This is a genomic window from Streptomyces triticisoli (genome assembly GCF_003270085.1).
Taxonomy (GTDB): domain Bacteria; phylum Actinomycetota; class Actinomycetes; order Streptomycetales; family Streptomycetaceae; genus Streptomyces; species Streptomyces triticisoli.
The window spans coordinates 1-15,551 of record NZ_QFDQ01000212.1 but is presented as its reverse complement, the minus strand read 5'-3'; the positions used below and the strand labels follow the sequence as shown (position 1 = coordinate 15,551).

The 15,551-nt window shown below is 73.5% G+C and carries 12 protein-coding genes and 1 pseudogene; 3 read left to right on the top strand and 10 right to left on the bottom strand.

Annotated features, from left to right (window positions below):
- Positions 1-10: 10 nt before the first annotated feature.
- From DEP02_RS26165 to hrcA, 8 genes are all read right to left on the bottom strand, one after another.
- Positions 11-916, bottom strand: a complete 906-nt coding sequence (locus DEP02_RS26165; protein ID WP_112470148.1) for a ribonuclease Z — start codon at positions 914-916, stop codon at positions 11-13.
- Positions 917-923: 7 nt separating this feature from the next.
- On the bottom strand, positions 924-1,277 hold the full coding sequence (locus tag DEP02_RS26160; protein ID WP_112470147.1) for a histidine triad nucleotide-binding protein: 354 nt from the start codon (positions 1,275-1,277) through the stop codon (positions 924-926).
- 177 nt (positions 1,278-1,454) lie between these two features.
- The gene (locus DEP02_RS26155) at positions 1,455-4,652 is read right to left on the bottom strand and encodes a S41 family peptidase (protein WP_112470146.1); all 3,198 of its coding nucleotides are present in this window, start codon (positions 4,650-4,652) and stop codon (positions 1,455-1,457) included.
- Positions 4,653-4,734: 82 nt separating this feature from the next.
- Positions 4,735-5,262 carry a hypothetical protein gene (locus DEP02_RS26150; protein ID WP_112470145.1) on the bottom strand — a complete coding sequence of 176 codons (528 nt, stop codon included), beginning with the start codon at positions 5,260-5,262 and terminating at the stop codon, positions 4,735-4,737.
- Positions 5,263-5,397: 135 nt separating this feature from the next.
- Complete coding sequence (locus tag DEP02_RS26145; protein WP_112470144.1) at positions 5,398-6,150, bottom strand: 16S rRNA (uracil(1498)-N(3))-methyltransferase; 753 nt, start codon at positions 6,148-6,150, stop codon at positions 5,398-5,400.
- On the bottom strand, positions 6,147-7,235 hold the full coding sequence (locus DEP02_RS26140; protein WP_112470143.1) for a nitronate monooxygenase: 1,089 nt from the start codon (positions 7,233-7,235) through the stop codon (positions 6,147-6,149). Before DEP02_RS26140 ends, DEP02_RS26145 begins: the two co-directional genes overlap by 4 nt.
- Before the next feature lie 220 nt (positions 7,236-7,455).
- Positions 7,456-8,595: a molecular chaperone DnaJ gene (gene dnaJ / locus DEP02_RS26135; RefSeq protein WP_112470142.1), complete on the bottom strand. Its 1,140-nt coding sequence runs from the start codon at positions 8,593-8,595 to the stop codon at positions 7,456-7,458.
- Positions 8,596-9,612 (bottom strand): heat-inducible transcriptional repressor HrcA, encoded by a 1,017-nt coding sequence (hrcA, locus tag DEP02_RS26130; RefSeq protein WP_112470160.1) that lies wholly within the window; start codon positions 9,610-9,612, stop codon positions 8,596-8,598.
- A gap of 136 nt (positions 9,613-9,748) precedes the next feature.
- On the opposite strand from hrcA, the gene DEP02_RS26125 reads away from it, so the two are divergent.
- A complete protein-coding gene (locus DEP02_RS26125) occupies positions 9,749-10,474 on the top strand; it encodes an MBL fold metallo-hydrolase (RefSeq protein WP_112470141.1) in 726 nt (241 codons plus the stop codon).
- A 31-nt stretch (positions 10,475-10,505) separates the two neighbouring features.
- Positions 10,506-11,366, top strand: a complete 861-nt coding sequence (locus tag DEP02_RS26120) for a DUF3097 domain-containing protein (RefSeq protein ID WP_112470140.1) — start codon at positions 10,506-10,508, stop codon at positions 11,364-11,366.
- A gap of 5 nt (positions 11,367-11,371) precedes the next feature.
- Here DEP02_RS26120 and hemW read toward each other — a convergent pair whose 3' ends face one another.
- Positions 11,372-12,604: a radical SAM family heme chaperone HemW gene (gene hemW / locus DEP02_RS26115; protein WP_112470139.1), complete on the bottom strand. Its 1,233-nt coding sequence runs from the start codon at positions 12,602-12,604 to the stop codon at positions 11,372-11,374.
- Positions 12,605-12,847: 243 nt separating this feature from the next.
- Here hemW and DEP02_RS26110 point away from each other — a divergent pair.
- Positions 12,848-13,318, top strand: a pseudogene (locus DEP02_RS26110) (RNA-guided endonuclease InsQ/TnpB family protein); the annotation flags it as partial.
- 77 nt (positions 13,319-13,395) lie between these two features.
- Here DEP02_RS26110 and DEP02_RS26105 read toward each other — a convergent pair.
- Positions 13,396-15,339: a SpoIIE family protein phosphatase gene (locus DEP02_RS26105; protein WP_112470138.1), complete on the bottom strand. Its 1,944-nt coding sequence runs from the start codon at positions 15,337-15,339 to the stop codon at positions 13,396-13,398.
- Between the last annotated feature and the right edge of the window lie 212 nt (positions 15,340-15,551).

Below are 15,551 nucleotides of genomic sequence, written 5' to 3'. Positions count from 1 at the left end.
TACGGCCTGGTCAGCGGCGTTTGGGAACCGGCACCCGCAGCAGGTCCCGGGCCACGGTCAGCTCCCCGTCGAAGCCGGCCCTCCGCGCCTGCCGCTCGAACTCCTCCGCGTCGCTGTAGCGCTGGCTGAAGTGGGTGAGGACGAGGTGCCGCACGCCGGCGTCCCGGGCCGCGCGAGCCGCCTGGCCTGCCGTCAGGTGACCGTAGTCGACGGCTAGTCGTTCGTCCTCGTCGAGGAAGGTCGACTCGATGACGAGCAGGTCGCAGCCCTCGGCGAGCGCGTGCACCCCGTCGCACAGCCGGGTGTCCATGACGAACGCGAACCGCTGACCGCGCCGGACCTCGCTCACCGCCTCCAGCGGGACCCCGTTCAGGGACCCCTCCCGCTGGAGGCGGCCCACGTCCGGGCCCTCGATCCCGTGCGCGGCGAGCCGGTCGGGCAGCATACGGCGCCCGTCGGGCTCGACGAGCCGGTAGCCGTAGGACTCCACCGGGTGGGAGAGCCGTCGGGCCTCCAGGGTGTACGCCGGGGTCGTCGCGAGGACGCCGTCGGCGTCGACCGGGGTCTCGGTGAGCCGGACGGTCTCGCGGTAGGCGGTGGCGTACCGCAGCCGGTCGAAGAAGCGTTGGCCCGAGCGCGGGTAGTGCGCGGTGATCTCGTGCGGCACCTGGTCGAGGTTGATGCGCTGGATCACTCCGGCGAGGCCCAGGGAGTGGTCGCCGTGGAAGTGGGTGACGCAGATCCGGTTGAGGTCGTGCGCGCCGACCCCGGCGCGCAGCATCTGCCGCTGGGTGCCCTCGCCGGGGTCGAACAGGATGCCCTCGCCGTCCCAGCGCAGCAGGTAGCCGTTGTGGTTGCGGTGCCGGGTCGGGACCTGGCTGGCGGTACCGAGGACGACCAGTTCGCGTGCGGACACGGCCGGCCTATCCGGGGGGCCACTCGAGGCCGCGGCCGCCGAGGACGTGGGCGTGGGCGTGCCAGACGGTCTGGCCGGCTCCGGAGCCCGTGTTGAACACGATGCGGTAGCTGTCCAGCTTGTCCTCGTCGGCGACCGCCTGCGTCTCGCGCAGGACGTCCGCGGCGAGCTCCGGGGCGGCGGCGGCGAGGGCGGCGGCGTCCTTGTGGTGCGCCTTGGGGATCACCAGGACGTGGGTGGGCGCCTGGGGGTTTATGTCGCGGAAGGCGACGGTGGTGTCCGTCTCGCGGACGATCGTCGCGGGGACCTGGCCTGCGACGATCTTGCAGAACAGGCAGTCGTCCTGGGGTTCCCCAGCCATGCGGTGCCTCCTCGGGTTGATCCAGTACGGGGCATGGTATCGAGGGTGGGAAAAACAGCCCGTCCATGGGGGCACCGCACCCCCTGCTCGAAGAGCTTGGGGGAGTCCGAGGACGAGGCCGTTCGACGAGGCCGTCCGGGCCGGAGCGGGGGTCCGGGGGCGGGCAGCCCCCGGACGTCAGGGCAGCGAGGGCGGAGTCTTCGCCGGCGTTGCCTCCAGGGCCTCCAGCGCGATGCGGACCGCCTCGTCCAGCTGTACGTCCCTCCCCGCCGCGTGGTCCTGCGGGCGCTGGACGACCTCCACGTCCGGGTCCACCCCGTGGTTCTCCACGCCCCACTCGTAGCCCTCCAGCCAGAACGCGTACTTCGGCTGGGTGATCAGCGTGCCGTCGACCAGGTGGTAGCGGCTGTCGATGCCGACGACGCCGCCCCAGGTGCGCGTGCCGACGACCGGCCCGATGCCCAGCGCCTTGATCGCCGCGTTGACGATGTCGCCGTCGGAGCCGGAGAACTCGTTGGCCACGGCGACGACCGGCCCCCGGGGCGCGTCCATCGGGTAGCTCTCCGGCCGCATGCCGCGCGGCAGGTCCCAGCCGACGATCCGCCGGGCCAGCTTCTCCACCACCAGCTGGGAGGTGTGGCCGCCGCGGTTCTCGCGGACGTCCACGACCAGGCCCTCGCGGGCCACCTCCACGCGCAGGTCGCGGTGGATCTGCGCCCAGCCGGGCGCCTGCATGTCCGGCACGTGGAGGTAGCCGAGCCGGCCGCCGGACTTCTCGTGGACGTAGGCCCGGCGGTCGGCGACCCACGCGTGGTAGCGCAGCGGCTCCTCGTCGGCGACGGGGACGACGACCGCGTGCCGCGGGTCGCCGCCGCCGGCGGGCGAGACGGTGAGTTCCACCGGCTTGCCCGCCGTACCGACGAGCAGCGGGCCGGGCCCGGTCACCGGGTCGACCGGCCGGCCGCCGACGGCGACGATCGCGTCCCCGGCGCGCACCGCGACTCCGGGCGCGGCGAGCGGGCTGCGCGCGTCCGGGTCGGAGGTCTCCGAGGGCAGGATCCGGTCGATGCGCCAACTGCCGTCCTCGTGCCGGGAGATGTCCGCGCCGAGCAGGCCCTGCCGGGCGCCGTGGCCGTGGCCGCCGTTCGGCATGACGTAGGCGTGCGAGGTGCCGAGCTCGCCGTGCACCTCCCACAGCAGGTCGACCAGGTCGTCGTGGGTGGCGACGCGGTCCAGGACGGGCCGGTAGCGGTCGAGGACGCCGTCCCAGTCGACGCCGCCCATGTCGGGCCGCCAGAAGTGGTCCCGCATGATGCGGCCGGTCTCCTCGTACATCTGCCGCCACTCCGCGGCCGGCTCGACGGTCTGCCGCACCCGGCCGAGGTCGACGGTGATGTTGGAGTCGCTGTCCTCGTCGCCGGAGGCGCGCCGGTCACTGGGGACGACCTTGAGCTTGCCGTCGGTCCACAGCAGGACGCGCTTGCCGTCACCGCTGACCTCGAAGTGGTCGGCGTCGGCGGCGAGGTGCTCGATGCGCTGCTGGACGAGGTCGTAGCGCTCCAGCTCGGTCTTCGGGTCGGGGTCGTCGGGTGTGGCGCGGGCGGCGCCGAGTACGCCGCGCACCGGGTGCCGGAGCCAGAGCACGCCGTCCTTGGTGGCGCGCAGGTTGGAGTAGCGGGCGGCCTCGACCGGGAAGGGCACGATGCGGTCGGCGAGCCCTTCGAGGTCGATACGGGTCGCCGGGGTGCCCTCGCTGTCGGGGGTCTCCTCCTTGTCGGGGGCCTCGAAGGGCCGACCGTGCCGCTGCGGGCCGAACGGGGAGGGCGTGGTGGCGGCCAGGGTGATCAGGTGCGGGCGGGAGCCCTCGACGAAGGCCAGGTCGAAGACGTGTTCGTCGTAGACGGGGTCGAAGGAGCGGTGGGAGAGGAAGGCGAGGTGCTTGCCGTCCAGGGTGAAGGCGGGGGCGTGGTCGCGGAAGCGCAGCGGGGTCGCGTCGGTGACCGACAGGTCGGTGGTGTTGGCGAGGCGGAGCTGGCTGAGCGGGCGCGGGCCGGGGTGCGACCAGGCGAGCCAGGTGGAGTCGGGTGAGAAAGCGAGGTCGTCGACGTCCCCGTGCTCGCTGCGGTCGACCTCACGGACCTCGCCGGTCTCGCGTTCGACGAGCAGCAGCCGGCCGTCGTGCGAGGCGACGGCCACGCGGCTGCCGTCGGGGGCCACGGCGAGTTCCAGGACCCGGCCGAGTTGTCCGGCGCCCAGCCGGCGCGGGGTGGCGCCGGGCGCGAGGCCGGTGGCGGGCGCGAACTCCAGGGCGTCCTCGCCCTCCGCGTCCGTGACCCACACCACCCATTCCTCCCCTTCGGCGCGGAAGGTGCGCGGCAGCCGGTTCCGTACGCCGGGCTCGGCGGCGAGCGCGCGGGCGGGACCGGAGCGGTGGGTGACCCAGTGGACGGCACCGCGCACCGAGACGGCGCTGCCGCGCGCGGTGTGGTCGGGGGCGGCGGAGCCGAACCAGCGGGAGGCGTTGACCGGGTGGGGCTGCAGGTCCACGCGGGGGCCGCCGAGCCGGATGTCCAGGCGCCGCGGTTCGGCACCGTCGAGGTCGTCGAGCAGCCACAGTTCACCGGCGCTCGAGTAGACGACGCGGGTGCCGTCGGTGGCGGCGTGCCGGGCGTAGAAGCCGTCGAGCGGTGTGTGCCGGCGCAGGTCGGAGCCGTCGGCGAGGGAGGAGTACAGGGCGCCGGTGCCCTCGTGGTCGGAGAGGAACGCGACCCTCTCCCTCACCCACAGCGGGTACTCGAGGTTGCCGTCCAGCTCCTCGTGCAGCCGTACGAACTCGCCCTCGCCCTCGCGGTCGATCCACAGCTTGCCCGCGGTGCCGCCCCGGTACCGCTTCCACCAGGCCGCCTCGCGGCCCATCGGCGCGGACAGCAGCACGGTGTGCGGGCCGTACGCGACGTCGCCGACCGGCCCGTACGGCAGGGTGGTGGCCGGTCCGCCGTCGAGCGGGACGGCGCGGGCCCAGGAGCGGCGCAGGCTGGCCTGGCCGTGGGTGCTGATCGCGAGGACCTCGCCGTCCGGGGTCCAGCCGCGCACCTGGGTCCGCCCACTCCCCCAGTGGGTCAGGCGCTTGGCGGGGCCGCCGTCGACGGGGGCGATGTGGATCTCGGGGGCGCCGTCGCGGGTGGAGGTCCAGGCGACGGTGGTGCCGTCGGGCGAGATGCGGGGGTGGTTCACCGGCACGTTGTCGGCGCCGACCCGCCAGGCCCGGCCGCCGTCCAGCGGCGCGAGCCACACGTCGTCCTCGGCGGTGAAGGCGACCAACTCGCCGTGCGGATGCGGAAACCGGAGATACGCAGAGGATGCGGACTGAGTCACCCGATTACCCTACGCAGCGGCGGCGGCCACCGACAGGGGGCGGAATCACCTGCCGCGCACGTCACCTCGTGGAAGCCGTGCCTCACTTGCCCTGGACGGGCCGGCAAGTCGGGTCGTCCGGGCACCGGATCGTCCGCGTGACGGTCACCGTGACCGTCGGGCCCGGCCGCCCGTGGGTGGGCCGGTGGGTGACGGGCGGCCGGTACGTCGGCCCGGTCGTGGCCTCGCAGTTGCCGAGGCCGCGCACGTGGAACCACTCCTTCCCGCCCACCTTGGCGGTCAGGTCCCCGCGCACACAGGCGCCGTCGACCGCACGGGTGACCTTCCCGGTGACGGTGATCTTCCGGCCGTCCTTCGTCTCCCCCCGGCAGTCGACAAGGACCACGGTGGGCCCGGACGCCGACGGCGTGGACCTCCCCGGCCTGTACGCCTCGTCGCCGCCGTCGGGGCCGCCCGTGCAGGTGAGCCAACGCACGGACGCGTGCTGCCGGTTCAGCTCTTCGGTGGCCGTCCTGTCGGTCGTGTACGCCACCGACGCGGTGTTCAGCCCACCGGCATCACACGCGACGGCACCACCCACGGTGCCCGCCACGAGCACCGCCCCGGCCATCACCCGCCGCCCCCGCGGCAGACGAGAAATCCACCTTGATCCACCCATGTCCGGCAGCGTGCCACCACTCGGCCGCCCGTGGTAGGGCGCATACGGCCATGCGCGCGCCGCGTGGCGCCCGGCACCTCGTACGGGTCAGGACCAGCGGCCCGTGCGCCCCAGGAGCAGGGCGGTTGCCGCCGTGCCCGCGGTCGATGTGCGCAGCACGGTACGGCCGAGGACGTACGCCCTCGCACCCGCCTCGCGGAACAGCGCCAACTCCTCCGGGGAGACGCCCCCTTCGGGGCCGACGACGAGCACGATCTCGCCCTCGGCGGGGAGTTCGGCGGTGGCCAGGGGTTCCTCGCCGGTCTCGTGGAGTACGGCGGCGAAGTCGGCCTTGGCGAGAAGTGCGGCAACCTGCTTGGTCGTCGCCGCGTCCGCGACCTCGGGGAAGCGGACCCTGCGGGACTGCTTGCCGGCCTCGCGGGCGGTCGAGCGCCACTTGCCGAGCGCCTTCAGCCCCCGGTCGCCCTTCCACTGCGTGATGCAGCGGGAGGCGGCCCACGGCACGATCGCGTCGACGCCGACCTCGGTCATCGTCTCCACGGCGAGCTCGCCCCGGTCACCCTTGGGCAGGGCCTGGACGACGGTGAGACGGGGCGACTCCGGCGGTTCCTCGACCAGGGACCCCAGGCCGGTGACCACCAGCCGGTCCTTGCCCTCGGCGGCCTTCACCACGCCCTCGGTCCAGCGCCCCCGGCCGTCGGTGAGCACCACGCCCTCGCCCGGCCGCAGCCGCTTGACCGAGACCGCGTGCCGGCCTTCGGGCCCGTCGAGCACGAACTCCGGGCCGAAACTGTCCAGTTGGTCGACCAGTTGGTCGACGACGAACACCGGCGCGGTCATCGCGCACCACCTCCTGCCGCCGGACGGGCCGCCAACGCCGTCCGGGCCGCGTCGAGTTCGGTCATCAGCACCTCCACCAGCTGTCCGGCGGGCAGCTCACGGGCCATCCGGTGGCCCTGCCCCGCCCACAACGCCATGCCCTGCGCGTCGCCCGCCCTGGCCGCCGCCTTGCGCAGCGGGGAGGTGAGGTGGTGGACCTCCGGGTAGGCGGCGGGCGCGTACGGGCCGTGCTCCCGCATGAAGCGGTTGACCAGCCCGCGGGCCGGCCGCCCGGAGAACGCGCGGGTCAGCTCCGTATGGGGGAACAGGTGGTTGGTCAGGGCCTGCTTGTGCACGGCGTACGCGCCGGACTCGGGGGTGGCGAGGAACGCCGTGCCGAGCTGGGCCGCGCTCGCGCCCGCCGCGAGTACGGCGGCGATCTGGCTGCCGCGCATGATGCCTCCGGCCGCGACGACCGGGATGTCCGCCGCCTCACGGATCTGCGCCACGAGCGAGAGCACGCCGATCCCGGCGCCGTCGTTCTCCGGCAGGTCGCGGTGGGTGCCCTGGTGGCCGCCGGCCTCCACGCCCTGGGCGATCACCGCGTCCGCGCCCGACCGGTCCACGGCGAGCGCCTCCTCCGCGGTGGTCGCGGAGGCGAGGACGACCGTGCCGACCCGGTGCAGCGAGTCCACCACCTCGCGGGCGGGCACGCCGAAGTGGAAGGAGACCACCGGTACCGGGTCGTCGAGGAGTACGGCGAGTTTGGCGTCGTAGCCGTCATCGCGTCCGTTCTCCGGATCGCCGAGCTCGGTGTCGTACCAGCCGGCTTCGCCGGCCAGCTGCTGGGCGTAGAGGTCGACGGCGCCGGACTCGGCGTTCTCCGGCTGCGGCATGAACACGTTGACGCCGAAGGGGCGGCCGGTCAGCCCGCGCAGCTGCTTGATCTCCTGGTACATGCCGTCCGCGGTCTTGTAACCGGCGGCGAGGAATCCCAGTCCGCCCGCGTCGGACACCGCGGCCGCCAGCCCCGGCACCGAGGGACCGCCCGCCATGGGTGCCTGCACGATGGGGTGCGGGAAGAGATCGGTCAGCGCGGAGGACATGACCGCATGGTGTCACGTCCTCCCCACAGGCCCGAATCCGGGCGACCTCCGGCATATGCCGGAGGTGTCCCCCGCCAGAGGCCGGCGGGCACGCCCGTCCGCAGCCCGTCAACGACCGTTGAACGCATCCTTCAACCGGGAGAACAGCCCCTGCTGCCCCGGCTGACTGTGCCTGCCCGGGGGCCGACCCCCGGACCCCCAGCCCAGCTCCACCCACCCGTCAACGACCGTTGAACGCATCCTTCAACCGGGAGAACAGCCCCTGCTGCCCCGGCTGGAACTGCCCCTGTGGGCGTTCCTCGCCGCGCAGTTTGGCCAGTTCGCGCAGCAGGCGTTCCTGCTCGGGGTCGAGCTTGGTCGGGGTCTGCACCTCGACGTGCACGATGAGGTCGCCGCGGCCGCCGCCGCGCAGATGCGTGACGCCCCGGCCGTGCAGCGGGATCGACTGGCCGGACTGGGTGCCCGGTCGGATGTCGACCTCCTCCAGGCCGTCCAGGGTCTCCAGCGGCACCTTGGTGCCGAGGGCCGCCGCGGTCATCGGGATGGTGACCGTGCAGTGCAGGTCGTCGCCGCGCCGCTGGAAGGTCGGGTGCGGCAGCTCGTGGATCTCGACATAGAGGTCACCGGCGGGGCCGCCGCCGGGGCCGACCTCGCCCTCGCCCGCGAGCTGGATGCGCGTGCCGTTGTCCACACCGGCCGGGATCTTCACGGTCAGCGTGCGGCGGGCGCGGATGCGGCCGTCGCCGGCGCACTCCGGGCACGGGGTGGGCACCACCGTGCCGAAGCCCTGGCACTGGGGGCAGGGGCGGGAGGTCATGACCTGGCCCAGGAAGGACCGGGTGACCTGGGAGACCTCACCGCGGCCACGGCACATGTCGCACGTCTGGGCGCTGGTGCCGGGGGCCGCGCCCTCGCCGTTGCAGGTGTTGCAGACGACGGCTGTGTCGACCTGGATGTCCTTCGTCGTGCCGAAGGCCGCCTCGTCCAGCTCGACCTCGAGCCGGATCATCGCGTCCTGGCCCCGGCGCGTACGCGAACGCGGTCCGCGCTGCGACGCCGTACCGAAGAACGCGTCCATGATGTCGGAGAAGTTCCCGAAGGCGCCCGCCCCGAAGCCGGCGCCCGCGCCGGCGCCGCCGGCCTGCGAGAGCGGTTCGCCGCCGAGGTCGTAGACCTGCTTCTTCTGCGGGTCCGACAACACCTCGTAGGCGGCGTTGATCTCTTTGAACCGCTCCTGGGTCTTCGGGTCCGGATTGACGTCCGGGTGCAGCTCGCGCGCGAGCCGCCGGAAGGCCTTCTTGATCTCTTCCTGCGACGCGTCGCGACGCACGCCGAGAACGGCGTAGTAGTCCGTGGCCACCTACGACTCCGCCAGGATCTGTCCGACGTACCGTGCCACTGCGCGTACCGCTCCCATCGTTCCCGGGTAGTCCATGCGGGTCGGTCCGACCACGCCGAGCTTGGCCACTGCCTCGCCGCCCGAACCGTAGCCGACCGACACGATGGACGTGGAGTTGAGTCCCTCGTAGGCGTTCTCATGACCGATGCGCACGGTCATGCCCGGATTCTGCATCTCGCCGAGCAGTCTCAGCAGGACCACCTGCTCCTCCAGCGCCTCCAGGACGGGCCGGATGGTGAGCGGGAAGTCGTGCGCGAAGCGGGTCAGATTGGCGGTGCCGCCGATCACCAGCCGCTCCTCGTTCTCCTCGACGAGCGTCTCCAGCAGAGTGGACAGCACGGTCGAGACGGCCCCGCGGTCCTCGACGTCGAAGCCCTCGGGCAGGTCCTCCACCAGCTGCGGGACGTCCGTGAAGCGCCGTCCGGCGACCCGGCTGTTCAGCCGCGCCCGCAGGTCGGCCAGGGACGTCTCCCCGAAGGGCGCGGGACAGTCGATCATCCGCTGCTCGACCCGGCCGGTGTCCGTGATCAGCACCAGCATCACGCGCGCGGGCGCGAGCGACAGCAACTCCACGTGCCGCACGGTCGAACGGGTCAGCGACGGGTACTGCACCACGGCGACCTGCCGGGTCAGCTGCGCGAGCAGCCGCACCGTGCGGGCCACCACGTCGTCGAGGTCGACGGCGCCGTCGAGGAAGTTCTGGATGGCGCGCCGCTCCGGCGCGGTCATCGGCTTGACCTCGGCCAGCTTGTCGACGAACAGGCGGTACCCCTTGTCGGTGGGGATACGGCCGGCACTGGTGTGCGGCTGGGCGATGTAGCCCTCTTCCTCCAGGGCCGCCATGTCGTTGCGGACCGTGGCCGGCGAGACACCGAGGCCGTGCCGCTCGGTCAGGGCCTTGGAACCGACCGGCTCCTCGGTGCCGACGTAGTCCTGGACGATGGCACGCAACACCTGAAGCCTTCGCTCACTGAGCATCGCGCACACCTCCAGAATCACTGATCGGCTTCCCCACCTGGCACTCGGCGCATACGAGTGCCAGCTTTACCCGCCCAGTGTACGGCTGTCGGGTACACCCCGGGCAAGGCCGGTCCTGCGAGGCTAGCGTCGCCGTATGAGCGTGACTTGGGAAGAGCTCGGGTGGGAACAGCTGGCGGACGGGGTCGGGCGGGTCCGCCTTCCTGGGTGGGACTGCACGACCGGGCTGGTCGTCGGGGCGGACCGCGCACTGCTCGTCGACGCGGGATCGAGTCTGGCGGAGGGCGCGCGGCTGTGCGCACAGGCGCGGGAGCTCGCCGGTGGTGATGTGACGCTTCTCGCGCTGACACATCCGCACTTCGACCACGTCCTGGGGGCGGCGGCGTTCACGGACGCGGAGGTCTTCGCCGCCGAGGGCGCGGGCGCGGTGTTCACCGACGGGCGCGCCGAGCTGCGCGCGGACGCGGTGCGCCACGGGCTGGACGCGCGGGCGGCCGAGGAGGCGGCTCAGGCCCTGGTAGGGCCCGGCCGCGAGGTCCGCGCCCGGCTCGCCCTCCCGCTCGGCGGCGGACGGGAGGTGCTGCTGGCGAACGTGGGCCCCGGCCACACCGCCCACGATCTCGCGGTCGTCGTCCCGGGCGAGCCGGCCGTCGTCTTCTGCGGCGACCTGGTCGAGGAGTCCGGCGAACCCCAGGCCGGCCCCGACGCCGTACCGTCCCGGTGGCCCGCCGCCCTCGACCGGCTGCTGGCGCTCGGCGGCGAGGACGCACTGTACGTGCCCGGCCACGGAGCGGTGGTGGACGCGGCCTTCGTCCGGGCCCAGCGGGACGCCCTGACCGCGCGCTTCGGCGTGTCGCGCTGATCGGCCGCGGGTTTCTCCTATCGTCACTCGAATGCGCCCACCCGTCTCCCGCCACCGCCCTTCCAACGAGGGCCCCTCGGGCCCGCGCCTTCGTTCGTACTCACCCGACCTGACCCCGCCGTGGAAGAAACCGAAGGCCGCGCCGGAGGTTCCGGCCGAGCCCGGTCTGGTGGTGGAGGAGCCGGGCACCGGCTTCTGCGGGGCGGTGGTCCGCTGCGAGGCGGGCACGGTGACGCTGGAGGACCGCTTCGGCAAGCACCGGGTGTTCCCGCTCCAGCCCCGCGGCTTCCTGCTGGAGGGCAGGGCGGTCACGCTGGTGAAGCCGTCGTCCGGCCCGCTGCGGCCCACCCGTACGGCTTCCGGTTCGGTGGCCGTCCCCCACGCACGCGCGCGCGTGGCCCGCGCCGGGCGCATCTACGTCGAGGGCCGGCACGACGCCGAACTGGTCGAGAAGGTGTGGGGCGACGACCTGCGCGTCGAGGGCGTGGTCGTGGAGTACCTGGAGGGCGTCGACGACCTGCCGGCGATCGTCGAGGAGTTCGCCCCCGGCCCGGACGCCCGCCTCGGCGTCCTCGTCGACCACCTGGTCCCCGGCACCAAGGAGTGGCGCATCGCCGACTCGGTGACCAGCGAACACGCCCTGGTGGTCGGCCACCCGTACATCGACATCTGGCAGGCCGTGAAGCCGTCCTCGCTCGGCATCGAGGGCTGGCCCACCATCCCCCGCGGCCAGGACTGGAAGACGGGCGTCTGCCGGGCCCTGGGCTGGCCGGAGAACACGGGCGCGGCCTGGCAGGGCGTCCTGGCGCGCGTACGGTCCTACAAGGACCTGGAGCCGGAGTTGCTGGGGAAGGTGGAACAGTTGATTGATTTCGTGACCGAACCCGCCTGACCGGATCAGTCCACCAGGTCCCGCACCACCGCGTCCGCCAGCAGCCGCCCGCGCAGCGTCAGCACAGCGCGGCCCGTCTCGTACGGCCCCCGCTCCAGCAGTCCCTCGGACAGCGCCCGCCGGGACGCCGCCAGGCCCTCCGGACGCAGCAGGTCCAGCGGGACCCCCTCCCGCAACCGCAGTTCCAGCAGGATCCGCTCCACCCGCCGGTCCTCCTCCATGAGGAGTTCCCGGCCGGCGCCCGGGGAGCGGCCGGAGGCGAGGGCCGCCGCGTACGCACCGGGGTGCTTGACGTTCCACCAGCGCACGCCGCCCACGTGGCTGTGCGCCCCGGGGCCCGCGCCCCACCAGTCGGCGCCGCGCCAGTACAGCTCGTTGTGCAGGCAGCGGCCCGCCTCCGACGTGGCCCAGTTGGAGACCTCGTACCACTCGAAGCCCGCCGCGGACAGCGTCTCCTCGGCGATCAGGTAGCGGTCGGCGTGCACGTCGTCGTCCGTCATCGGGATCTCCCCGCGCCGGATCCGGCGGGCGAGCTGCGTGCCCTCCTCCACGATCAGCGCGTACGCCGACACGTGGTCGGGTCCGGCGCCGAGGGCCGCGTCCAGCGAGGCCCGCCAGTCGTCGTCGGACTCGCCGGGCGTGCCGTAGATCAGGTCGAGGTTGACGTGCTCGAAGCCGGCCGCACGCGCCTCGGCCACGCACGCCTCGGGCCGCCCGGGTGTGTGTGTGCGGTCGAGGATCTTCAGCACGTGCTGCCGGGTGCTCTGCATCCCGAAGGAGATGCGGTTGAAGCCGCCCTCCCGGAGTGCGGCCAGGTAGGCCGGGTCGACCGAGTCGGGGTTGGCCTCCGTGGTGATCTCCGCGTCGGCCGCGAGACCGAACTCGTCACGGATCGCCCCCAGCATCCGCACCAGGTCGTCCGCGGCCAGCAGCGTGGGCGTACCGCCGCCGACGAAGACCGTGCGGACCTCACGCGGGTCGTCACCCAGGACCTTGCGGGCGAGGCGGACCTCGTCGACGAGGATCCCGGCGTAGTTGTCGCGGGAGGCGAGCACCCCGCCGGTGCCGCGCAGCTCGGTGGCGGTGTAGGTGTTGAAGTCGCAGTAGCCGCAGCGGGTCGCGCAGTAGGGGACGTGCAGGTAGAACCCGAGGGGCCGGTCGGCCGCCCCGGCGAGCGCGTGCGCGGGCAGCGCGCCGTCGCCGGGTACGGGCTCGCCGTCGGGGAGTGCGGAAGGCATGCGTTCCATTGTCCAGCACCCGGACGGTTGCCCGGCCGCTACCGGGATTCATTTGCAGTGCACCGCGTTCATGCCGGTGGTGCAGCGGATCCGGCGGATGTGACGCGGAGTGTCGCCGGATCGTTCCGGCGGGGCCGGATTCGGCCGATCCGCCCCGGACTGCCGGTGACCGGTGCTAGCGTCCGGATCATGCAGCTTCGGTACGCCTTCCGTCTCGACCCGACGCCGGGCCAGCGCAGTGCGCTGGCGAGGGCGTTCGGGTGTGCGCGGGTGGTGTACAACGACGCGGTCGCCGCGCGGGAGCGGGCCCGGGCGGCCGGGGAGCCGTTCCCGACCGCGGCGGTTTTGTCGCGGACGCTGCTCACCGAGGCGAAGAAGACCCGGGAGCGGCACTGGCTGGGCGAGGTGTCGGCGGTGGTGCTGCAGCAGGCGCTGCGGGACGTCGAGGCGGCCTACCGCGACTTCTTCGCCTCCTTGAAGGGCAAGCGCCGGGGCCCGAAGGTGGGCGCGCCGCGGTTCAAGTCGCGCAAGGATGCGAGGCAGGCGATTCGGTTCACCGCCAACGCCCGCTGGTCGATCACCTCCACCGGGCGGCTGAGCCTGCCGAAGATCGGCGAGGTGCGGGTCAGGTGGTCGCGGTCCCTGCCCACCGTCCCGTCCTCGGTCGCCGTGATCCAGGACGCGGCGGGCCGGTACTTCGCCTCCTTCGTCGTCACCGGTACCCGTGCCGCGTAGCGGCACGGCACCGGAGCGGAGGGCCAGAATCCTCGGGCTCCAGCCCGAGGAGCAAGTCAATCCGCCTGCAGCACCAGCAGGGCGAGGTCGTCCTCCGGCGGGCGTTCCCCGAACTCGTGCACGAGCCGCTGGATGCGCTCGGCGATCAGTTCCGCGTCGAGCCCGGCGCAGCCGGCGAGGGCCGTGGCGAGCCCGTCGCCGTCGTCGAACTGGCGGGAGCCGGAACGCCGCTCGGTGACGCCGTCGGTGACGCACAGCAGGGTGTCGCCGGGGCCGAGCTCGAAGGTCTCGCAGGTGTACGTCTCGTCCTCGATCACCCCGAGCAGGGTCTGCGGCCGGGCGACCGTACACACGTCTCCGTTGTGCCCGAGGACCAGCGGCAGCGGGTGCCCGGCACAGGCGAGGGTGCAGCGGACGCCGCCCTCGAAGGGGGCGAGTTCGCCGTACAGGAGGGACAGGAAGCGGGTCTGGGGGCTGTCGCCGGGGGCGCGGCCGCCGGCGGCCGCCAGGACGCGGGCGGCGGCGTCGGCGGCCTCGGTGGCGTCGTCGAGGAGGAGCTGGTTGAGGCGGTCGAGGACGTCGGCGACGCCGTACCCCTCGCGGGCCAGCAGTCGCAGCCAGGGCCGGGCGAGTCCGATGACGACGGCGGCCTCGGGTCCCTTGCCCTGTACGTCGCCGACGGCGAAGCACCAGCGGCCGTCGCCGGCCGGGAAGAGGTCGTAGAAGTCGCCGCTCGGGCCGCCCTTGTCGCACGGCTCGTAGACGAGGGCGCTGCGCATGCCGGGGATCTCGGCGACCGCTCCGGGCAGCAGTCCGCGTTGCAGTACGGCGCTGATGGTGGCCTGCCGGGCGTACTGGCGGGCCGCGCCGATGGCGAGCGCGACCCGGCGGCTGAGGTCCTCGACCAGCCCGGTGACCTCGTCGGGGAAGCGGGGCAGCCCGGTCCGTCCGATGACCAGCGTGCCCAGCGGGCGGCCGCCGGCGATCAGCCGGTACGCGAGCGCCGCGCCGTGGGACGCGTGGGGGCCGAGGGCCTCCGCGGGCCAGGGGTAGGGAGCGGGCCCGGAGCGCAGGCCGTCGCCCGGGCGCGGCGGGTCCTTCTCCAGGGCGCGGCGCAGCTCCTCGATGTGGCTCTCGCTGCCGTGCCAGACGCGGGCGAGCCGTGGCCCGGCCACGCCGGTGCCGTCGCTCCAGCCAGCCCCGCTCTGGTCCCCGCTCCAGTGGGAGGACCCCCACCGCGCGGTGGACTCGTCCTCCAGCCACACCGCGCACCAGTCGGCCAGCCGGGGGACGAGCAGTTGTCCGGTGAGCGAGGCGACCAGGTCCTCGTCGAGCTGCCCGGCGAGCAGGTCGGAGGCCTCGGCGAGGAAGGACAGCGCGCCCCGGCCCAGCCACTCCCGGTCCCGTCCGGCGTACTGCGGCCCGGGCGCGAAGGCCTCGGCGACGGCGAGGCCGCGCTCGGCGTCGTAGGCCCGGGCGCTCTCGTCCACCGTGCTGCCCTCGGCGGGCAGCCGTGCCCACACCGTCTTGGCGCCGGTCCGGTAGGTGATGCCCCAGGCCTCGGAGAGGGCCTCGACCAGGCGCAGGCCGCGGCCGTACTCGGCGGGCTCGTACGCTGCCTCGCCGCCGTGGTCGCGGGGGGTGCGCGAGGGGTGGTGGTCGCAGACCTCGATGACACAGGCGCCGGTCTCGGGCTCCAGCCGGCAGGTCAGCTCGACGTCGGTGCCCGCGTGCACGACGGCGTTGGTGACCAGCTCGCTGACCACGATGACGGCGTCCTCGGCCAGTCCCTCGGCGATCACGCATCCGAGGTCCGTCCACTCCGTCAGCGCCGTGCGCAGCAGTGCGCGGGCGGAGCCGGGCGCGAGGGGGTTGCCGGGCAGCGTCGTGTACACCTCCGTGCGCGTCCCCGCGCCGTGCTGCGCGGTCGTGCCTGAGGCGTGCGCGGGCACCGCGGAGGCACGGGAGGCGGTCTCCCGCTGCGTCGGAATGGCCCCCATCAGCGGCTCCCCGAGCGGTGCGGACGAATCGGTTCTGTCGATGGGGACAGGGTGACAGACCGACTGCGTCCATAAGCAAGGAGTTACCGAAATGGGCCGCCGGGGATGAGAACCGCGCTACAGAAATGATCAAAGACGGGCTGATCCGGGCGCTTCTGAACGCAGGTCGGACGCAGCCGGGCCCCGCGCCTCCGAGGGGTGCGGGGCCCGGC

Coding starts and splice junctions, on each gene's coding strand:
- DEP02_RS26120 (WP_112470140.1), top strand. CDS start 10,506: ATGCGCCCACCCGTCTCCCGCCACCGCCCTTCCAACGAGGGCCCCTCG.
- DEP02_RS26125 (WP_112470141.1), top strand. CDS start 9,749: ATGAGCGTGACTTGGGAAGAGCTCGGGTGGGAACAGCTGGCGGACGGG.
- DEP02_RS26140 (WP_112470143.1), bottom strand. CDS start 7,235: ATGTCCTCCGCGCTGACCGATCTCTTCCCGCACCCCATCGTGCAGGCA.
- DEP02_RS26150 (WP_112470145.1), bottom strand. CDS start 5,262: ATGGCCGGGGCGGTGCTCGTGGCGGGCACCGTGGGTGGTGCCGTCGCG.
- DEP02_RS26160 (WP_112470147.1), bottom strand. CDS start 1,277: ATGGCTGGGGAACCCCAGGACGACTGCCTGTTCTGCAAGATCGTCGCA.
- hrcA (WP_112470160.1), bottom strand. CDS start 9,612: ATGCTCAGTGAGCGAAGGCTTCAGGTGTTGCGTGCCATCGTCCAGGAC.
- hemW (WP_112470139.1), bottom strand. CDS start 12,604: ATGCCTTCCGCACTCCCCGACGGCGAGCCCGTACCCGGCGACGGCGCG.
- DEP02_RS26105 (WP_112470138.1), bottom strand. CDS start 15,339: ATGGGGGCCATTCCGACGCAGCGGGAGACCGCCTCCCGTGCCTCCGCG.
- DEP02_RS26145 (WP_112470144.1), bottom strand. CDS start 6,150: ATGACCGCGCCGGTGTTCGTCGTCGACCAACTGGTCGACCAACTGGAC.